The organism is Rhodoferax koreense (genome assembly GCF_001955695.1).
Taxonomy (GTDB): Bacteria; Pseudomonadota; Gammaproteobacteria; order Burkholderiales; family Burkholderiaceae_C; genus Rhodoferax_B; species Rhodoferax_B koreensis.
Genome location: NZ_CP019236.1, coordinates 2,275,098 through 2,294,372, shown reverse-complemented (window position 1 = coordinate 2,294,372; position 19,275 = coordinate 2,275,098). Strand labels below are relative to the sequence as shown.

General features: G+C 66.5%; 17 protein-coding genes. 12 read left to right on the top strand and 5 right to left on the bottom strand.

Annotated elements, in window-relative coordinates; genetic code table 11:
* Nucleotides 1-65 precede the first annotated feature (65 nt).
* From RD110_RS10780 to RD110_RS10750, 7 genes are all read left to right on the top strand, one after another.
* Nucleotides 66-2,687, top strand: coding sequence for a circularly permuted type 2 ATP-grasp protein (locus RD110_RS10780; protein WP_076199307.1), 2,622 nt, complete (start codon nt 66-68; stop codon nt 2,685-2,687).
* 5 nt (nt 2,688-2,692) lie between these two features.
* Nucleotides 2,693-3,691 carry a transglutaminase family protein gene (locus RD110_RS10775; protein WP_076199305.1) on the top strand — a complete coding sequence of 333 codons (999 nt, stop codon included), beginning with the start codon at nt 2,693-2,695 and terminating at the stop codon, nt 3,689-3,691.
* A 66-nt stretch (nt 3,692-3,757) separates the two neighbouring features.
* Complete coding sequence (locus tag RD110_RS10770; protein ID WP_076199303.1) at nt 3,758-4,216, top strand: RidA family protein; 459 nt, start codon at nt 3,758-3,760, stop codon at nt 4,214-4,216.
* 406 nt (nt 4,217-4,622) lie between these two features.
* Nucleotides 4,623-4,808, top strand: coding sequence for a hypothetical protein (locus RD110_RS10765; protein ID WP_076199301.1), 186 nt, complete (start codon nt 4,623-4,625; stop codon nt 4,806-4,808).
* Between the two features lie 151 nt (nt 4,809-4,959).
* Nucleotides 4,960-5,712: a Crp/Fnr family transcriptional regulator gene (locus RD110_RS10760; RefSeq protein ID WP_076199299.1), complete on the top strand. Its 753-nt coding sequence runs from the start codon at nt 4,960-4,962 to the stop codon at nt 5,710-5,712.
* Nucleotides 5,705-5,929: a hypothetical protein gene (locus RD110_RS10755; RefSeq protein WP_076199297.1), complete on the top strand. Its 225-nt coding sequence runs from the start codon at nt 5,705-5,707 to the stop codon at nt 5,927-5,929. The genes RD110_RS10760 and RD110_RS10755 overlap by 8 nt, the downstream gene beginning before the upstream one ends.
* Nucleotides 5,930-5,948: 19 nt before the next feature.
* Nucleotides 5,949-6,209, top strand: coding sequence for a hypothetical protein (locus RD110_RS10750; protein ID WP_076199295.1), 261 nt, complete (start codon nt 5,949-5,951; stop codon nt 6,207-6,209).
* Here RD110_RS10750 and RD110_RS10745 read toward each other — a convergent pair whose 3' ends face one another.
* From RD110_RS10745 to RD110_RS10725, 5 genes are all read right to left on the bottom strand, one after another.
* The gene (locus tag RD110_RS10745; protein ID WP_076199293.1) at nt 6,210-7,373 is read right to left on the bottom strand and encodes a zinc-dependent alcohol dehydrogenase; all 1,164 of its coding nucleotides are present in this window, start codon (nt 7,371-7,373) and stop codon (nt 6,210-6,212) included. It abuts the gene before it with no gap.
* 124 nt (nt 7,374-7,497) lie between these two features.
* Nucleotides 7,498-9,297, bottom strand: coding sequence for a methyl-accepting chemotaxis protein (locus RD110_RS10740; protein WP_076199291.1), 1,800 nt, complete (start codon nt 9,295-9,297; stop codon nt 7,498-7,500).
* Nucleotides 9,298-9,445: 148 nt separating this feature from the next.
* On the bottom strand, nt 9,446-11,821 hold the full coding sequence (gene parC, locus RD110_RS10735) for a DNA topoisomerase IV subunit A (protein WP_076204808.1): 2,376 nt from the start codon (nt 11,819-11,821) through the stop codon (nt 9,446-9,448).
* A 219-nt stretch (nt 11,822-12,040) separates the two neighbouring features.
* A complete protein-coding gene (locus tag RD110_RS10730) occupies nt 12,041-12,886 on the bottom strand; it encodes a lytic transglycosylase domain-containing protein (RefSeq protein WP_076199289.1) in 846 nt (281 codons plus the stop codon).
* 41 nt (nt 12,887-12,927) lie between these two features.
* Nucleotides 12,928-14,922, bottom strand: a complete 1,995-nt coding sequence (locus RD110_RS10725) for a DNA topoisomerase IV subunit B (protein ID WP_076199287.1) — start codon at nt 14,920-14,922, stop codon at nt 12,928-12,930.
* A 183-nt stretch (nt 14,923-15,105) separates the two neighbouring features.
* Between RD110_RS10725 and RD110_RS10720 the strand changes: the two genes are divergently transcribed.
* The 5 genes from RD110_RS10720 (at nt 15,106) to bamC (ending at nt 19,096) form a co-directional block, all read left to right on the top strand.
* Complete coding sequence (locus RD110_RS10720; protein ID WP_076204805.1) at nt 15,106-16,323, top strand: MFS transporter; 1,218 nt, start codon at nt 15,106-15,108, stop codon at nt 16,321-16,323.
* A 3-nt stretch (nt 16,324-16,326) separates the two neighbouring features.
* Entirely contained in the window at nt 16,327-16,455 is a 129-nt protein-coding gene (locus tag RD110_RS28830) for a hypothetical protein (protein ID WP_275425869.1), read from the top strand.
* A 43-nt stretch (nt 16,456-16,498) separates the two neighbouring features.
* Nucleotides 16,499-17,035 (top strand): class I SAM-dependent methyltransferase, encoded by a 537-nt coding sequence (locus tag RD110_RS10715; protein WP_204250052.1) that lies wholly within the window; start codon nt 16,499-16,501, stop codon nt 17,033-17,035.
* A 77-nt stretch (nt 17,036-17,112) separates the two neighbouring features.
* Nucleotides 17,113-17,997, top strand: a complete 885-nt coding sequence (gene dapA, locus RD110_RS10710) for a 4-hydroxy-tetrahydrodipicolinate synthase (RefSeq protein WP_076199285.1) — start codon at nt 17,113-17,115, stop codon at nt 17,995-17,997.
* A 22-nt stretch (nt 17,998-18,019) separates the two neighbouring features.
* Nucleotides 18,020-19,096 carry an outer membrane protein assembly factor BamC gene (gene bamC, locus RD110_RS10705; RefSeq protein ID WP_076199283.1) on the top strand — a complete coding sequence of 359 codons (1,077 nt, stop codon included), beginning with the start codon at nt 18,020-18,022 and terminating at the stop codon, nt 19,094-19,096.
* Nucleotides 19,097-19,275: the final 179 nt, after the last annotated feature.

The window sequence follows — 19,275 nt, the reverse complement described above, 5'->3', positions numbered from 1 at the left end:
GCCTCGTCGCAAATCGCCCACAAGGGCGCGCGTCGCGGCGCGCCGATGTGACAATGCGGTGACCCGTGGAAAAACAGAACAACTCCCTCTTCGAAGCACAAGCGCAGGAAAGCGCATCCGGCCTGGCCTCGGTCCTGGCGCGCGCGGCCCTGCCCGGGCACTTCGACGAATTGAGGGGCCAGGCACGCCCGGCGGACGATGGCCCGCTGCGCAGCGCCGCATCCCAGGCGCCGCCCACGCCGGAATGGTCAGAATTCTTCGAGCATCTCGGCCGCGAAGGCTTCAACGACCTGAATCGCCGCACCGCACAGCTGCAGCGCCAGATCCGCGACAACGGCGTCACCTACAACCTCTATGCCGACGCCGACAACCCGCAGCGGCCGTGGTCGCTCGACCTCTTCCCGCTGATCGTCTCGCCGGAAAGCTGGCAGCAGGTCGAGGCCGGCGTGCTGCAGCGCGTGCGCGTGCTCGACAGCGTGATGGCCGACATGTACGGCCCTCAGCAGTTGCTCGCGCGCGGCCTGCTGCCGCCGGCCCTGGTGCAGGGCCACCCGGGTTATCTGCGCTCCATGCACGGCGTGCAGCCGATCGGCGGCACGCACCTGCACATCGCCGCGTTCGACCTGGCACGCGGCCCCGATGGCAACTGGTGGGTGGTGTCGCAGCGCACGCAGGCCCCCAGCGGCCTGGGCTACCTGCTGGAAAACCGCCTGTCGATCTCGCGGCTGTTTCCGCAGGCCTTCGAGGCGATGCACATCCAGCGCCTGGCCGCCACCTACCGCGCGCTGATCGAAGGGCTGAAGCAGATGAGCCCGGCCGGCAAGGATTCGCACATTGCCCTGCTCACGCCGGGCCCATACAACGAAACCTATTTCGAACACGCCTACCTCGCACGCTACCTCGGCCTCACGCTCGTCGAAGGCAGCGACCTCACGGTGCGCGACCAGCATTTGTACCTGAAGACGCTCAAAGGCCTGGAGCCGGTGCACGGCCTGCTGAAGCGGCTCGACGACCAATACCTCGATCCGCTGGAGCTGCGCCCCGATTCGCGCCTGGGCGTGCCCGGCCTGCTGCAGGTGATCCGCGCCGGCAACGTGCTGGTGGCCAACGCGCCGGGCTCGGCCTTCCTCGAGTCGCCCGCGCTGCTGGGCTTCCTGCCGGCGCTGTCGCGCCATCTGCTCGGCGAAGAACTGCAGTTGCCGGCGCTGCCGACCTGGTGGTGCGGTGAGCGCGCGGCACTGGAAAGCGCCCTGCCCGACCTGGCCAACTGCGTGATCAAGCCGACTTACCGCGGCACGGCGGGGCACAACGCCTTCGAGGCCGTGCTCGGGCGCAACCTGTCGCGCCGCGAACTCGACGAATGGGCCGGCCGCATCGTGCGCCAGGGCGACGAATACACGGTGCAGGCCTATCTGCCGCTGTCGCAGATGCCGACCTGGACCAACCACCCCAACCATCCGCCGCGCATCGCGCCGCGCTCGATGATGTTGCGCGTGTTCGCCGTCTCCGACGGGCCGCGTTCCTGGCGCGTGCTGCCCGGCGGGCTGGCGCGCATGGTCAGCATGCACGACAGCATCGCCTCGATGCAGCGCGGCGGCAGCAGCGCCGACGCCTGGGTCAAGACCAAGGGCGAAGTCGACCGCACCACGCTGCTGACCCCGCGTATCTCGCCCGACACGCTGACGCAGCGCAAGCGCATGGTGACGAGCCGCGCTGCCGAAAACCTGTTCTGGCTCGGCCGATATGCCGAACGCACGGAAAACAGCATCCGCCTGGCGCGGGTGATCCTGGAAGGTCTGAACGGCGACGACCAGTCTTCCGCGCCGCTGCTGTCCTGGATGCGCAACATGGCCATCTACAACGGACTCGTGCTGCCGGCCGTGCCTTCGGCCGTGCAGGCGCGCCGCGTGTTCGAGCGTTCGCTGATCGCCGGCCTCGGCAATGCGAGCGAGGTGCCCAGCGTGGGCTACAACCTGCGCTCGATCCGCCATTCGGGCTCGGCGCTGCGCGAACGGCTGTCCAAGGAACACTGGAACGTGATCGTGCGCGCCGAGGAGGAATTCTTCGACCGCTGCGCCGAAAATACCAAGGACGGCGACTTCTCCCCGCTGGAGGCCCTGCGCCTGCTCGAAGACACCAGCACCCACATGGCGGCCATGACCGGCGCCCAGACCGACCGCATGACACGCGACGACGGCTGGCGTTTGCTCAGCATCGGCCGGCACATCGAACGCCTGGGCTTCCTGTCGTCGGCGCTGCTGCGCGGCTTCCAGGCCGGATCGATGGCCTCCACCGGCGGCTTCGAGGCGATGATCTCGCTGTTCGACAGCAGCATCACCTTCCACGCGCAATACCAGCAGAGCCGCGACATCACCGCGCTGATCGATCTGCTGGTGCTCGACCGGGACAACCCGCGCGCGCTCGGCTGGGTCGCGCACACCCTGCGCGGCCGCCTGGCCAAGCTCGCCGGCAGCGCACCCACCGAACTCAGCCCGCTGGCTCTCACGGTGGTGAATCCCTCCGCATGGGACCTGCACGAGATCAGCCAGCCCGACGCCGAAGGACGCTACAGCGCACTCGAAGAACTGCTCGACCAGACCTCCGACTGCGCCTACAACATCTCCGACGAGATCGGCTCGGTCTATTTCACGCATTCCCGGGATCTGAAACAAAGCGTCGGGGCCTGAACGCGATGCAACTGCAGATCACGCACGAGACGCACTACCGGTATTCGCCGCCGGTGGAGACTGCGCAGCACATCGCGCATCTGCGGCCTTTGACCACAGCGACGCAGCAGCTGCTGCGCCACACGTTGACGATCACGCCGACGCCCGCGCAGCAGACACAGTCGCTCGACGTGTACGGCAACATGCGCTCCTTCTTCTCGCTGCAGGCCTCGCACGACGCGCTGAGCGTGGTGGCGGACAGCCTGGTGGTCACCAGCGAGGCGCCACCGCCGCACAGCAGCATGGAGTGGGAGGACGTACGCGAACGCTTCCGCTACCGCGCGGGCGCCAGCTTCAACCCAGCGGCCGAATTCGTTTTCGCCTCGCCCTACGTGCCGCGCCACGCCGATTTCGCCGCCTATGCGCGGCCGAGCTTCGGCACCGGCGTGCCGCTGCTGATGGCCGCGCACGACCTGATGGAGCGGATCTATACCGATTTCGAATATTCCTCGGAGAGCACCGAGGTCAACACGCCCGCGGTGGAGGCCTTGGCGCTGCGCAAAGGGGTGTGCCAGGACTTCGCCCACATCATGGTTGCCTGCCTGCGCGCCATGGGCCTGCCGGCGCGCTACGTCAGCGGTTACCTGCTGACGCATCCCGCGCCCGGTCAGCCACGGCTGATCGGCAGCGACGCCTCCCACGCCTGGGCCTCGGTCTATGTGCCCGACCTGCCCGGCGGCCAGGGCTGGTGCGACTTCGACCCGACCAACAACCGCACGCCGGGCGAAGACTACGTGACCCTGGCGACGGGCCGAGACTACTCGGACGTGTCGCCGATCCGCGGCGTAATCCACGGTGGCGCGAGCCATACGCTGCGTGTGGCTGTCACCGTGATGCCGTTGGACGCGGACGGCAAGCCGATGAACGACGTGCCCAAGCCACCGGCGCCAATGCAAAGCCAAACCCAGAACCAGGGCGGCCAGAGCCAGAGCCAGACACAGCTCGGCCCGTCCACCGGCGCCTGAAGCCGTTCGCCGCCACGTCTGCGACGGCGGCACAATCGCCGTTTCGATCCTTCAAGAAAGCCTGCCATGAGCGTCTACGACAAACTGAAAGAACTCAACATCACCCTGCCACCGGTGTCCGTGCCGGCCGCGGCCTATGTGCCCTTCGTGCAGACCGGCTCGCTCGTGTTCCTGAGCGGCCACCTGGCCAAGAAGGACGGCAAGGTCTGGGTCGGACAACTCGGCAAGGACGTCGACACCGCCCAGGGCCAGGCAGCGGCGCGCAACGTCGCCATCGACCTGCTCGGCACGCTGCAGGACGCGGTCGGTGACCTGGACAAGGTCGTGCGCATCGTCAAGCTGATGTCGCTGGTCAACTCCACGCCCGACTTCACCGAGCAGCATCTGGTGACCAACGGCGCGAGCGAACTGCTGGCCGCGGTGTTCGGCGCCAAGGGCTCGCATGCGCGCAGCGCGTTCGGCGTGGCGCAGATCCCGTTGGGGTCTTGCGTGGAGATCGAGCTGATCGCGGAGGTGGCCGCCTGACCGCTCTGCCGCCCTAGAAGCGGCGCGCGCCCATCCCTGGGGCAGGTGCGGTGGCCTTGTTGGCCGTCGTCTTTTTGGCCATGTATCTCTTCCAGAGATAGCCGGCGATCGCGGTGAGGATGAGTTTGCGCATGGTTGGTTCTTTTCAACGTGTGAGAGACAGGGTGTGACCTCGCTTGACGGATGGCGCTGATGGGGCGCCATCTCATCCAGCGGGGCATGGACGCATCGAAGTTATCGCAACCAGAACGCCCGGCTTGTAGGCCGATTCCGCAGTTCCTGTCGGCCTGCGACTGATGGGCGAACGCCGTGACCGGTGCACTGTCTGCGCGCCGCGTCCACGCCTCACAGGCGGCATCGGAAACCACCTACCGCGGCCAGCGCCCACCGGGCGCATAAATGCGCCATGCTGACCCTCGTCCTGGTGCTCTTCGCGCCTATTTCCGTATTGGTGTTTCCACCCCCTTTCAACGGCATCATCGTGAGCCTGTGCATCCTGGCCATCGCCGGACTGGAGATCGCACGCGAAACCGGCCTGCTGGGCCGGCGCCGCCCGGGCCGCACACGCGGCAAGCGCAGATTCAGGCGCTGAACGCGGCTCTCCTGCCCTCTGCTTCTACGCCTGGTCGGCCCTCTTGCTCATGCACACGCCGAGCGACTTTCGAGAAATTGCCTGGAAAGTTAACCTGCGTTAATGCCAAAGTCGCGGTTCAGGCGCATCGTCACGGGAAGAACTGAATTCCATGATTTGCCAAAACATTCTTCGCCACCGCACCTGCGCATTGAGCATCCAGGAGCGCACCGTGCTCGAGGGCGCCATCACCTCGACACGTGCGCTGCCGGCCGGGCAGATCGTGGTCCGCCAGGACGAGCCGGTCCAGATCAGCATCCTGCTGGTGCAGGGGCTGATGACCCGGCACGTCGACAGCATCGACGGCCGGCGGCATCTGGTGGCGGTGCACGTGCCCGGCGATTTTGTCGACCTGCATGCGTACACGCTGAAGAAGCTGGACCATGACGTCGCCACGTTGACGGACGTGAACGTGGCCGTCTTCACACACAGCGGGCTGGAGCGCATCCAGGCCGAGCAGCCATCGCTGGTCAGACGTCTCTGGTTCTGCACGTTGCTGGACGCGGCAATGCACCGCCAATGGATCTACCGCCATGCCAGCCTCAACGCCTTGCAGCGCATGGCCCACTTCCTGTGCGAGACGAACGCACGCCTGATGGCGATCGGCATTTCGGACGGCAGATCCTTTCCGCTGCCGATGACGCAGGCCGACCTGGGCGAGGTGTGCGGGCTCACAAACGTCCACGTCAACCGGATCCTGCGCCAGTTGCGGGAAATGGGCCTGTGCGCGGTGCGCGCCGGAGAGGTGGAGATCTACGACCTGCCCGGCCTGGTCACCGCCGGCGTGTTCCAGCCCGATTACCTCTACCTTGACAGCCGAGTCGCCGCCCGTGCGATCGGCGCCGATTGGAGCTCCCATGAATGAAAACCGCACCGCCATCCAGCCTTGTGCCCAGCCGGGGCGGGCCAGCGTGGAAGACGGCTTCGTGCTGCTGGACGGCCCCGACGGCGTGGCCGTCACGATGACGGCGGACGCGGCCGCGCAGACAGCGGAAAGCCTGCGGCAAGCCGCCCTGCAGGCGAAGGAAGAGCAACCGTCCGAAGCCGGGTCCGACGAGGACCAAGTGGAAGCCAGCCCATGAAACAGCAGGGGCAAGGCCGATGACCAAGGGCATCGTCATCGCCGCAGACGCGGCACGCGGGGTCTTCGCCATCGAGACCGGTGAAGGTCAGTGCGCCGTGTTCTGCCAGTACGCGGGACCACCGGTCCAGGCCGGCGACATCCTGGAAGGCGCGGTGATCTCGCGCGGCACGCGGGTGCTCATGCACATGGACGGCCTGTGTGCCGCCGTCGGTGACAGCGGCCCGGTCACGCGCGAGGAGGCGCTGGCCCGCGTGCGTGGCCAGCGCAATCCTGCCTGATCAGGGGGTCAGCACGACCTTGCGGCAGTCCTCTTCCTTCTTCTCGAAGATCTCGTAGGCCCGGGCCGCGTCGGCGAGCTTCATCCGGTGCGTGATGATGACTTCGGGCCGCATCTTGCCGTTGCCGATGTGCTCGAGCAGCTCGGGCATGTAGCGTTGCGCGTGGGTCTGGCCCATCTTGAACGTCAAGCCCTTGTCGAACGCATCGCCGAACAGGAAGCCATGTATGAAGCCGGCATAGACGCCGGGCACGCTGACCACCCCGCCGCGCCGTGTCGCGGCGATGCATTGGCGCAGCGCCTTGCCGCTGGAGCCTTCCATCTTCATGGCGGTCAGCGCGGTTTCCAGGGCGCTGCCCTTGGCCTCGAAACCGACCGCGTCGATGGTGGCGTCGACGCCGTGGAAATCAGTCCCCTTGAGGATGGTATCGGCGGGGTCGTCGTCCTGGTCGAAGTTGATCGGGATGACACCGTAGGTCTCGCTCGCGAACCGCAGGCGGTAATCGTTGTGGTCGACCATGAAGATTTTCTCGGCCCCCAGAAATCGGGCGGACAGCGCGGCCATCAGACCGACCGGCCCCGCACCGAAGATGGCCACGGAGGAGCCCGGCCCGAGTTGCGCGTTCACCGCCGCCTGGTAGCCCGTGGGCAGGATGTCCGAGAGGAACAACACCTGTTCGTCGCTCAACACATCCGGAATCTTGAGCGGGCCGACATTGGCTTTGGGCACCCGCACATAGTCGGCCTGGCCGCCGGCGTAGCCGCCGTAGAGATGGCTGTAACCGAACAGCCCCGCGCCGGGGGTGGCCGACTTCTTGTTCATGATCGCGCCGCGGCCCGAATTGGTCGTCTCGCACGCCGCGAAAAGCGTCTTGTTGCAGTAGAAACACTGTCCGCAGGCGATCACGAAAGGAATGACCACGCGGTCCCCCTTTCGGAGGTCGGTGACCGCGGAGCCCGTCTCCGCCACCACGCCCATGAACTCGTGGCCGAGGATGTCCCCGTCCTTCATGTCCGGAATCTTGCCGCGGTAGATGTGCAGGTCGGAGCCGCAGATGGCCGTGGCCGTCACCTGCAGGATGATGTCGTCGTCGGCGAGGAGGACGGGGTCGGGAACGGTTTCGACCCGGACATCCTTGGCGCCCTGGTAAGTCAATGCTTTCATGGTGAATCCTGGTTGGCGTGAGCCGGGAGTTCACTCTATGAAGCGGCGGCGGCCACGCGCGGTGGGCCAAGCCGCATTGAAGGCGTAGGACGGAAGCCTTCGGCAGGCGCTGCCCCGACCGAGGCTAGAACGACTCCCAGTCGCCCTCGCCCCCTGCGGCAACCACCGGTTTCGCCGCCGCCAGTTTCGGCGGTGAAAGCGCATCCCGCGGCGCAGCGGAGCTGCGCGTCGCGGCCCGTGGGATGGTGGTGGGTGCCGGGACGGCCTTCGATGCCGCCGTGCGGGTCGGCGCGGGCTGGGGCTTGTACGCAGCCGGCTGGGCCACCGGCGCACGCGCTGCCGCCGACGGACTGCCCGCCAGCGCATCGAGCCCCAGGCCGCCACTCACCTTGAACACCGCCACCGCCTGGGCCAGTTGCTCCGCCTGTTCACGCAGGCTCTGCGCGGCGGCGGCGCTTTCTTCGACGAGGGCCGAGTTCTGCTGTGTCATCTGGTCCAGGTTGCTCACCGCCTGGTTCACCTCGCCGATGCCGGTGCTCTGCTCGGTGGCGGCGGAGGTGATCTCGCCGATGATGTCGGTGACGCGCTTGACCGATTGCACGATGTCGCTCATGGTGGTGCCGGCCTCGCTCACCAGGCGCGCGCCGGATTCGACCTTGTCCACCGAGTCGCCGATCAGGCCCTTGATCTCCTTGGCCGCCTGCGCGCTGCGCTGGGCCAGGCTGCGAACCTCGCTGGCCACCACCGCGAAGCCGCGGCCCTGCTCGCCGGCGCGCGCGGCTTCCACCGCGGCGTTGAGGGCGAGGATGTTGGTCTGGAAAGCGATGCCGTCGATCACGCCGATGATGTCGGCGATCTTCTTGCTGCTGTGGTTGATGTCTTCCATGGTGTTGACCACCTGGCGCACCACGTCGCCGCCCTTCTCGGCGACGGTGGAGGCACGCGCCGCGAGCTTGCTGGCCTCGTGCGAGTTGTCGGCGCTTTGCCGCACGGTGCTGGTGAGCTGCTCCATCGAGGCCGCCGTCTGCTGCAGGTTGCTCGCCGTCTGCTCGGTGCGCGCGGAGAGGTCGTTGTTGCCACTGGCGATCTCGGCACTGGCCGTGGCGATGCTGTCGGTGCTGCGCCGCACCTGCAGCACCATGCGGCCGAGCGACTGGCTCATGTGCATCAGCGAACGTAGCAGGTCACCGAATTCGTCCTTGCGGTTCGATGTCACGTGCTGGCTCAGGTCGCCCTCGGCGATGCGCGCGGCCAGGCCGTTGGCTTCGGTCAGCGGCTGCTGGATGCTGCGGATCAGCCACCAGGCGCCGGCCAGCAGCGCCAGCACGATCAGGGCGATGGCCGCGACGGAAGTGCGCGTGGTGATGGCCCGTGCCTCCAGCGTGGCCACGTCGGCGTCGGCGGCGGCCTGCTCCTGCAGCTTCACGAAGTCGCGCAGGTTGGTCAGATAGGCATTCACCGCCGGGTTGTACTGCGTGTTGATCAGGGCCGTGGCCTCGGCCACCTGGCCGTCGGCCTTGGTCTGGCGCGCCTTGCCGCGCAGGTCGATCATGGTCTTGCGGCTGGCCGCGATCTTCTCCATCTGCGCGATGTCGGCCGGCCGCAGGCCCATGCCTTCGATGCTTTTCTGCACCTGCGAAATTTCATTGGAGGTGGCGGCGATCGCGTCCTTGAAGGCCGCCTCCACCGCCGGCTCGCTGCTGAGGATCAGCGATTGCGTGCGCGCGGCATTGGTCTCAGTCAGGCCGACCCAGCGCGTGGCGGCAACCACCCGCTGGGTCATCTGCTTCTGCGTGGCGGTGTTCTCGTCCTGCACCTGGGCGGATCGCTGGCCGGCCCACAGGATCAACGCCAGGAGCGCCACGATGATGACGCTGACCGCCACCCACAGTTTGGCCGCGATGCGCAGATTGCTGAAGTTCATGGGTGCTCCCTCGAGGTTCTACAGGCAAATTTGTTTCACCTGGTTACGGTAGCACCTTGGGCAGACGCGATCAATGCAGAGAATCACCCGAAAGTGGCGCCAATCGGACGATTCAACGGCATCTCCGCCCCGAACCGCAGGGGCGGTTTCACTCCTCGCGGGTGATCTGGCTCGGCTTGAAGCCCAGGTCGGCCACCTTGCCCTTGCGGCCACGCACGGCACGGGCGTTGTTCAGCGAACGGATTTCCAGCGTCTCCTCGCGCGCCTTGCCGCCACGGCCCGTGCCGGCGATGCGCACGCTGCGGCTGTAGGCGGCCGCACCGGCCAGCGTGTCCTTGTCTTCCAGGTCCATCAGCATCAGGCCGCGGCCGCCGTTGGCCATGGCCTTCAACTCCCCGATCTCGAAGGTCAGGATCCGCCCGCCGGTCGAGGCGCAGGCCACGTGGGTGGCCGGCACCAGCGGCTGGCCGTTGGCCGTGAGGGCATTGCCGCCGCTCACGTGCGAAGGCGCACACACGGTTTCGCCCTCGCCCACGGTGATGAAACCCTTGCCGTTCTTGTTGCGGCCGAGCATGTTCTCCACGTTGGCCAGGAAGCCGTAGCCGCCCGAGCTGCTCAGCAGCAGCGTGGCACTGGCCGGGCCGGCGAAGTAATGGGCGACGTGGGTGCCGGATTCGAGGTCGATCATGGTCGTGACCGGCTGGCCGTCGCCGCGCGCGCCCGGCAGCATCGCCACCGGGATGCTGTAGACGCGGCCGACCTTGTCCTTGGCCGTGCCGAACACCAGCAGCGTGTCGACGCTGCGGCATTCGAAGGCGCCGTACAGGCCGTCGCCCGACTTGAAGCTGTATTCCGGCGCCGCACCGTTGGCGCCGGCACGGTCGCGCGCCCAACCCTTCTGCGCGCGCACCCAGCCCTTCTGCGAGACCACCACGGTCACCGGTTCGTCGATGATCTTGACTTCGACCACCGCGCGTTTTTCGGCCTGGATCAGCGTGCGGCGCGCGTCGGCAAAAATCTTCGCGTCCGCCTCGATTTCCTTGACCATCAGGCGACGCAGCGCCGCCGGGTTGCCCAGGATTTCCTCGAGCTTGCCCTGTTCCTCGCGCAGGTTCTTCAGGTCCTGCTCGATCTTGATGGCCTCCAGCCGCGCCAGTTGGCGAAGCCTGATTTCGAGGATGTCCTCGGCCTGGATCTCGCTGAGCTTGAAGCGCTCGATCAGCGCCGCCTTCGGATCCTCGGCGGCACGGATGATGGCGATGACTTCGTCGATGTTGAGCAGCACCAGTTGCCGCCCCTCCAGGATGTGGATGCGCGCCAGCACCTTGTCGAGGCGGTGCCTTGACCGGCGCTGCACCGTGGTCTGGCGAAACGCGATCCATTCGTCCAGCATCTGGCGCAGCGACTTCTGGGTGGGCCGGCCATCGAGGCCGATCATCGTCAGGTTGATCGGTGCCGAGGTCTCCAGGCTGGTGTGCGCCAGCAGTGCATTGGTGAGCTCGGCCTGCGAGATGCGGCTGGTCTTGGGCTCGAACACCAGGCGCACGGCCGCTTCCTTGTTCGACTCGTCGCGCACCACGTCGAGCACCGACAGCATCGAGGCCTTGAGCTGCGTCTGTTCCGTGCTCAGGGCCTTTTTGCCGGCCTTGATCTTCGGATTGGTGAGTTCCTCGATTTCCTCGAGCACCCGCTGGGTGCTCACGCCCGGTGGCAGTTCATTGACCACCAGTTGCCACTGGCCACGTGCGAGTTCCTCGATCTTCCAGCGTGCGCGCACCTTGAGCGAGCCGCGGCCGGTGCGGTAGGCGTCGGCGATGTCGGAAGCCGCGCTGATGATCTGGCCACCGCCCGGATAGTCGGGGCCAGGCACCAGCGTGAAGAGTTCTTCGTCGGTCAGCTTGCCGTTCGACTTGATCAGCGCCACGCAGGCATCGGCCACCTCGCGCAGGTTGTGGCTCGGGATTTCGGTGGCCAGGCCCACGGCAATGCCGCTGGCGCCATTGAGCAGGTTGAAAGGCAGGCGCGCCGGCAACTGCTTGGGTTCCTCGAAGGAACCATCGTAATTGGGGATGAAATCGACCGTGCCCTCATCCAGCTCGTCGAGCAGCAGATTGGTGATGCGCGACAGCCGGGCCTCGGTGTAGCGCATGGCCGCGGCGCCGTCGCCGTCGCGGCTGCCGAAATTGCCCTGCCCGTCGATCAGCGGATAACGCTGGCTGAAATCCTGGGCCATGCGCACCATCGCGTCGTAGGCGGCCTGGTCGCCATGCGGATGGTATTTGCCCAGCACGTCGCCGACGACACGGGCGCTTTTCACGGGCTTGGCCCCGGTGGCGCCGTTCGCGCCGCCAAAGCCCAGGCCCATGCGCGACATGGCGTACATGATGCGCCGCTGCACCGGCTTCTGGCCGTCGCAGACGTCGGGCAGCGCCCGGCCTTTGACGACGGACAGCGCGTATTCGAGGTAGGCGCGCTGGGCGTAGCCGGCCAGGCTGTCGCCGTCGCCGCCCGGGCCGCTGACCATCGGATCGGCAGGCGGTGCAGGTGGCGTAGGCGGCAGGTCGGCGGGCGGATCTTCGGGAAGATCGAGGATGGTCTGTTCACTCATGGCAAAAGGAGGCGCTCGAAAGGGAAACAAAAAAAGAAGGAAACACGGCGGGCGCCGGCACGTTGCGGCACGGCCAGGCCGCCACCGCAGCGGCGGGCACCGCGATCGAAGAAACGAAGCAGAGCTGGGCAGACCTCAGCGCACGGTGGGCTGCACGGCGTCGAGCACCGAGCTGGCGATGCCGGGAAGACCGCCCGGCAGGTTGCCGCGGCCGGCGGCGCCGCCATTGAGTTCCATGCGCACGCGCAGCGGCCGGCGGCGCAGTTCGACCACGGCATCCGGCGGTTTGAGGCCGTTGTACAAGGACAGCACGGTCTTCACATAGGCCTGGGTTTCCTTGTAGTTCGGAATGCGGTTGCCGGCGCGCTGCACTGCGCCTTCGCCGGCGTTGTAGGAGGCCACGGCCAAATCGAGCTGGCCCGGGAACATGGCGATCAGGTCGCGCAGGTAACGGGTGCCGATGCGGATGTTGGTCTTGGGATCGGTGAGCTTCTGCTCCACGCTGGCCTTGGCGTCGCCCGCCAGGCCGTAACGCTCGGCCGTGGCCGGCATGATCTGCATCAGCCCGACGGCGCCCTTGGGCGACACGGCCGTGCTGCTGAAGCCCGATTCGGTGACGATCAGCGCCTGCAGCAGTTCGTAGTCGATGCCATGGGTGGTAGCCGCCTCGCGCAAGTGGTGCTTCACCAGCTTGTAGCTCGGCGAGATGTCGAAGAACGCCAGGAGCTTCGGCGGCGCGGCGCCGATCACGGGCGCCTGGCCGGTGGACAGGAGCGGCATCTGCGCGGTGTCGAAGCTTTCGCCGCCCTTGAAGAACAGTTCGTAACGCTCGTCGACACGTTGGGTGTCGAAATGCGCCACGCCCTTGGCGTCGATGTAACCCCAGACGTCGGCCATCGCCGCCTGCTGCAGAAACAGTAGCGACAGACACAGGCCCACCCTGCGCAAGCTGCTGATTTTATGGATGATTCCTGAACCCATGACTTCAATCTCCTGAACCTGCGAGCGTGCTGAGAACCGCGTCAAATGTCAATCTCGACCGCGTCGCCATGCAATTCCATGAGCTCGCGGCGGGAGGCGGCTTCGCCCTTGCCCATGAGTTTGGTGATGAGGTTTTCTGTCGCAGCAAAATCGATGCCACCGAGCTGCACGGGCAACAGGCGGCGCGTGTCCGGATTGAGCGTGGTGTCCCACAATTGTTCCGCGTTCATTTCACCCAGCCCCTTGAAACGGCTGATGCTCCACGCGTTTTCGCGCACGCCTTCCTTGCGCAGCTTGTCGAGGATGGCCGTGAGTTCGCCTTCGTCGAGCGCATAGGCCTTGGAGGCCGGCTTCTTGCCGCGGGCCGGCGCATCCACCCGAAACAGCGGCGGACGGGCCACGAAGACGTGGCCGGCCTCGATGAGCTTGGGGAAGTGCCGGAAGAACAGCGTGAGCAGCAGCACCTGGATGTGCGAGCCGTCCACGTCCGCGTCGCTCAGGATGCAGACCTTGCCGTAGCGCAGGCCGGAGAGGTCGGGCGTGTCGTTCGGGCCGTGCGGGTCGACGCCAATGGCCACCGAGATGTCGTGGATCTCGGTGTTGGCGAAGAGGCGATCGCGCTCCACTTCCCAGGTGTTGAGCACCTTGCCGCGCAGCGGCAGGATGGCCTGGCTTTCCTTGTCGCGGCCCATCTTGGCGCTGCCGCCGGCCGAGTCGCCCTCGACCAGGAAGACCTCGTTGTGCGCGATGTCGCGGCTTTCGCAGTCGGTGAGCTTGCCGGGCAGCACGGCCACGCCCGAGCCCTTACGTTTTTCGACCTTCTGGCCGGCCTTCTGCCGCGTCTGCGCGGCCTTGATGGCGAGTTCGGCGAGCTTGCGGCCGTATTCCACGTGCTGGTTCAGCCAGAGTTCGAGCGCCGGGCGCACGTAGCTCGACACCAGGCGCACTGCGTCGCGCGAGTTCAGCCGCTCCTTGATCTGCCCCTGGAACTGCGGATCGAGCACCTTGGCCGAAAGCACATAACTGGCACGCGCGAACACGTCCTCCGGCAGCAGCTTCACGCCCTTGGGCAGCAGCGAATGCAATTCGATGAAGCTTTTCACCGCGTTGAACAGGCCGTCGCGCAGGCCGGACTCGTGGGTGCCGCCGGCACTGGTGGGAATCAGGTTGACGTAGCTTTCGCGCACCGGCTGGCCGTCTTCGGTGAAGGCCACGCACCAGGAGGCACCCTCGCCTTCGGCAAAACTCTCGTGGCCGTTGTCGGCGAAACCTTCGCCTTCGAACAGCGGGATCACCGGCTCGCCATTGAGCGTCTGCATCAGGTAGTCGCGCAGGCCGCCCTTGTAGAGCCAGGTCTGCACTTCCCTGGTCTTCTCGACCGTGAGCGTGACCGTCACGCCCGGCATCAGCACCGCCTTGCTGCGCAGCAGGTGCGTGAGCTCGTTCATCGGCAGCGCCGAGGCTTCGAAATACTTGGCGTCGGGCCAGACGCGCACGGTGGTGCCGGACTTGCGGTCGCCCTCGCCGCTGCCGTTGTTGGGGCGCGTGACCAGCGGCTCGACCACATCGCCGTCGGCGAACACCAGCTTGGCCACCGAGCCGTCGCGGTACGAAGTCGCCTCCAGCCGCTTGGCCAGCGCGTTGGTGACGCTGACGCCCACGCCGTGCAGGCCGCCCGAGAAGCTGTAGGCGCCGCCCTTGCCCTTGTCGAACTTGCCGCCCGCGTGCAGCCGCGTGAACACCAGTTCGATCACCGGCGCCTTTTCTTCGGGGTGCATGCCGAACGGGATGCCGCGGCCATCATCCTCGATGCTCACCGAGCCGTCGGCGTGCAGGGTGACCTTGATCTTCTTGCCGTGGCCGGCGAGCGCCTCGTCGGCCGAGTTGTCCAGCACTTCCTGGATGACATGCAGCGGGTTGTCGGTGCGGGTGTACATGCCCGGGCGCTGCTTGACGGGCTCCAGGCCCTTGAGCACACGGATCGAACCTTCGGAGTATTCGGGAACAGGGGGGGTGACACGGGGGGTAGTAGCCATGGGACGGGATTGTAGTGAGCAAATCACCATGGCTGGATGCACTTACAGTATGCATTGCCGAGCGGCAACGATCCGCGGCGAGACGCGGCCTGCAGCCATCCGCCGCATTGCGTAAACTGCAGGCCGCGCGGCGGCCCGCCGCGGGAGACAAGCACCGCCCTCGGCGCCAGGCCCAAAATGACCATGCAAACCCCGAACAAAACCCTTTCCATGACGCAGGTGCTCGTCTGCGGCGGCATCATCGTCACGCTGTCGATGGGCATCCGCCATGGCTTCGGCCTGTGGTTGCAGCCGATCACGCAGGCGCAGGGCTGGACCCGCGAGACCTTTGCCTTCGCCATCGCCATCCAGAACCTGGCCTGGGGCCTGTCCGGGGTGTTCGCCGGCATGCTGGCGGACCGCTTCGGCGCTTTCAAGGTGATCTTCGTCGGCGCCATCCTCTATGCACTGGGCCTGCTCGGCATGGCGCATGCACCCACGCCGATGCTGTTCACCCTGAGCGCCGGCGTGCTGATCGGCATGGCCCAGGCCGGCACCACCTATGCCGTGGTCTACGGCGTGATCGGCCGCAACGTCGCGGCAAACAAGCGTTCCTGGGCCATGGGCATCGCCGCCGCGGCCGGCTCCTTCGGCCAGTTCCTCATGGTGCCGACCGAAGGTTTCCTGATCGGCCGTTTCGGCTGGCAGGAGGCGCTGGTGATCCTTGGCGCGGCTTCGCTGCTCATGGTGCCGCTGTCGTTCTGGCTGCGCGAGCCCGGCTTCTCGGGCCAGAGCGCGAAGGCACCGCGCCAGCAGAGCATCGGCCAGGCCTTCCGCGAGGCCTTCAAATACCCGAGCTTCCAGTTGCTCATGGCCGGTTATTTCGTCTGCGGTTTCCAGGTGGTGTTCATCGGCGTGCACATGCCGAGCTACCTGAAGGACAAGGGACTCTCGCCCGAAGTGGCCGGCTACGCGCTGGCGCTGATCGGCCTGTTCAACGTGTTCGGCACCTACATCGCCGGCACGCTGGGGCAGAAACTCGCCAAGAAGAACATCCTGGCCTTCATCTACTTCGCGCGGGCCGTCGTCATCAGCGTGTTCCTGCTCGCGCCGCTGTCGCCCGTCAGCGTCTACGTCTTCGCGAGCCTCATGGGCCTGCTGTGGCTGTCCACCGTGCCACCGACGAACTCGCTGGTGGCGCAGATCTTCGGCGTGCAGCACCTGTCCATGCTCAGCGGTTTCGTGTTCTTCAGCCACCAGATCGGCTCGTTCATGGGCGTGTGGCTGGGTGGTTACCTGTACGACCGCACCGGCAGCTACGACGTGGTCTGGATGATTGCGATTGCGCTGGGTGTGTTCGCCGGCCTGGTGAATCTGCCGGTGAAGGAAAACGCGATCCATCGGCCAGCCTCGGCCCTTTGAGCCATGAAAACCCGCGTTCGCAAGACCCTGCTCTACGGCGCCGCCCTCCTGGGGCTGGCCATGGTTTTTGCGATGTACACGCGGCCCGACTTCCTCGTCAGCGTGGCGGACCAGCTTTGGGCCTGTTTTTAAGCAGAATCGAGCTCTGGCCCTGATTTCACCTGCGTCGCACGCTATGAATATCGAAGCAATCCAGGCCTCGCCCTGGGTACGACGCTGGTCGCATCTCGTGCCGCGGGCTGGCACGGTGCTCGACGTGGCCTGCGGCAGCGGCCGGCACATGCGCTGGTTCGCGGCGCGTGGCCATGCGGTGACGGGCGTGGACCGCTCGGCCGAGGCGATCGACGGCTTGAAGGCCGATTTCGAAACCGTGCTGGCCGACATCGAGGACGGTCCGTGGCCGTTCGAAGGCCGCAGCTTCGACGCGGTGGTCGTCACCAACTACCTGTGGCGCCCGCTGCTGCCGCGCATCCTCACCAGCGTTGCACCGGGCGGCGTGCTGCTCTACGAGACCTTTGCCGCCGGCAACGAAACCGTGGGAAAACCTTCGCGCCCCGACTTTCTGCTGCAGCCCGGCGAACTGCTGCAGGCCGCGGCAGGATTGCGCGTGGTGGCCTTCGAGGACGGCTTTCTCGACGCGCCGCCGCGCTTCGTGCAGCGCATCGCCGCCGTGCGCGAAACCGGTATCGCACCGGCACGCCATCCGCTGTAGCCGGCTTTACCCCAGCGTCATCGGAAGGCCCAGCCGCCTGGGTAGAATGCGCCTTTCACCCGTTCAAGACTGCGGACATGACACCCATTACTGGCAGCATCGTGGCACTCGTGACCCCGATGCATGAAGACGGCAGCGTCGACTACCCGACGCTGCGCAAGCTGATCGACTGGCACATCGCCGAAGGCACGGACTGCATCGGCGTGGTCGGCACGACCGGCGAGTCGCCGACGGTCAACGTCGAAGAGCACTGCGAGATCATCCGCGTCTCCGTGGAACAGGCCAAGGGCCGCGTGCCGATCATGGCCGGCTGCGGGGCGAACTCCACCTCCGAGGCCATCGAGCTCACACGCTTCGCCAAGAAGGTCGGCGCCGACTGCCAGCTGCAGGTGGTGCCCTACTACAACAAGCCGACCCAGGAAGGCCAGTACCAGCATTTCAAGGCCATCGCCGAAGCGGTCGGCGATCTGCCGATGATCCTGTACAACGTGCCCGGCCGCACCGTGGCCGATATGGCGCACGACACCGTGCTGCGCCTGGCCCAGGTGCCCGGCATCGTCGGCATCAAGGAAGCCACGGGCAACATCGAACGCGCGCAGTGGCTGATCCGCGACGTGCCCCAGGGTTTCGCCGTGTACTCGGGCGACGATCCGACCGCCGTGGCACTGATGCTGTGCGGCGGCCAGGGCAACGTGAGCGTCACCGCCAACATCGCCCCGCGCCTGATGCACGAGCTGTGCGTGGCCGCCATCGCCGGCGATGTGCGCACGGCCATGGAAATCCAGCGCAAGCTGATGCCGGTGCACAAGCACCTTTTCGTGGAAGCCAACCCGATTCCCCTCAAATGGGCCATGGCCCGCATGAAGTTGTGCGGCGGCACCATGCGCCTGCCGATGACACCGCTATCACCGGCTTTCGAGCCCGTGGTGGAAGCGGCGCTGAAGAGCGGCGGCCTGATCTGACAGACTTCAATAGGACGAATACGTGAATCAATTTGCAAGACTGGCCCTGGTCGGGCTGACCATGGCGCTCGGCGCCTGCTCGGTGCTCGAAGGCGACAAGATCGATTACAAGAGCGCAGCCAAGGGCACCTCGCTCGAAGTGCCTCCCGACCTGACGCAACTCAACCGCGACACCCGGTACGTCGTGCCCGGCAGCGCGGTCACCGCCAGCAACTACCAGATCGGCCAGGCCGCTCCCACCACACCGACGGCCGCCACCGCCATCGGCGACGCACGCATCGAGCGCTCGGGCAACCAGCGCTGGCTGGTGATCGCCCGTCCGGCCGATCAGCTGTGGGGGCCGGTCCGCGACTTCTGGCAGGAGAACGGCTTCCTGCTGGTGCAGGACCAGGCCGACCTCGGCATCATGGAAACCGACTGGGCCGAAAACCGCGCCAAGATCCCGCAGGATTTCATCCGCAACACCATCGGCAAGGTCTTCGATTCGCTCTATTCCACCAGCGAACGCGACAAGTTCCGCACCCGGCTGGAACGCAACGCCAATGGCGGCACCGAGATCTACATCACGCACCGCGGCATGGTCGAGGTCTACAACAGCACGCAGAAGGACCAGACGGTCTGGCAGCCCCGCCCGGCTGACCCCGAACTCGAAGCCGAGTTCCTGCGCCGCCTGATGGTGCGCCTGGGCGGCACCAACGAGCAGGCCCAGGCCGCGATCGTTGCCGCCGCCGCACCGGCCAGCAGCCGCGTGGCCACGGTCGACAACCAACCCGTGGTGCAGATGGACGATGGCTTCGACCGCGCCTGGCGCCGTGTCGGGCTGACGCTGGACCGCACCGGCTTCACCGTGGAAGACCGCGACCGAAGCCAGGGCGTGTATTTCGTGCGCTACGTGGCACCGAACGCCGACAAGAAGGAGCCCGGCTTCTTCAGCAAGCTGTTCAGCTCGGCGGCCAACACGCCACCGCTCAAATACCGCATCGCGGTGCGCAGCCAGGGCCAGTCGACGACGGTGTCGGTGCTGAACGCGAATGGCGCCCCCGAGTCTTCGGCCAACGCCCAACGCATCGTTCAGGTCATCGCGGACGACTTGAAATAGGCACACCCCCAGGTTGCTCGCTTCGTGTAGCGCCCACCCCTCCTTCGACAAGCTCAGGACAGGCTTGCAGGGGGCAACACCTGCGGCCTGGCAAAGGCTCTCCTGAGCTTGTCGAAGGGCCAGTTCCGCGGTATCCCTGGCGTAAGACACGCTCGCCACCTACGCCGTTCGTGCTGAGC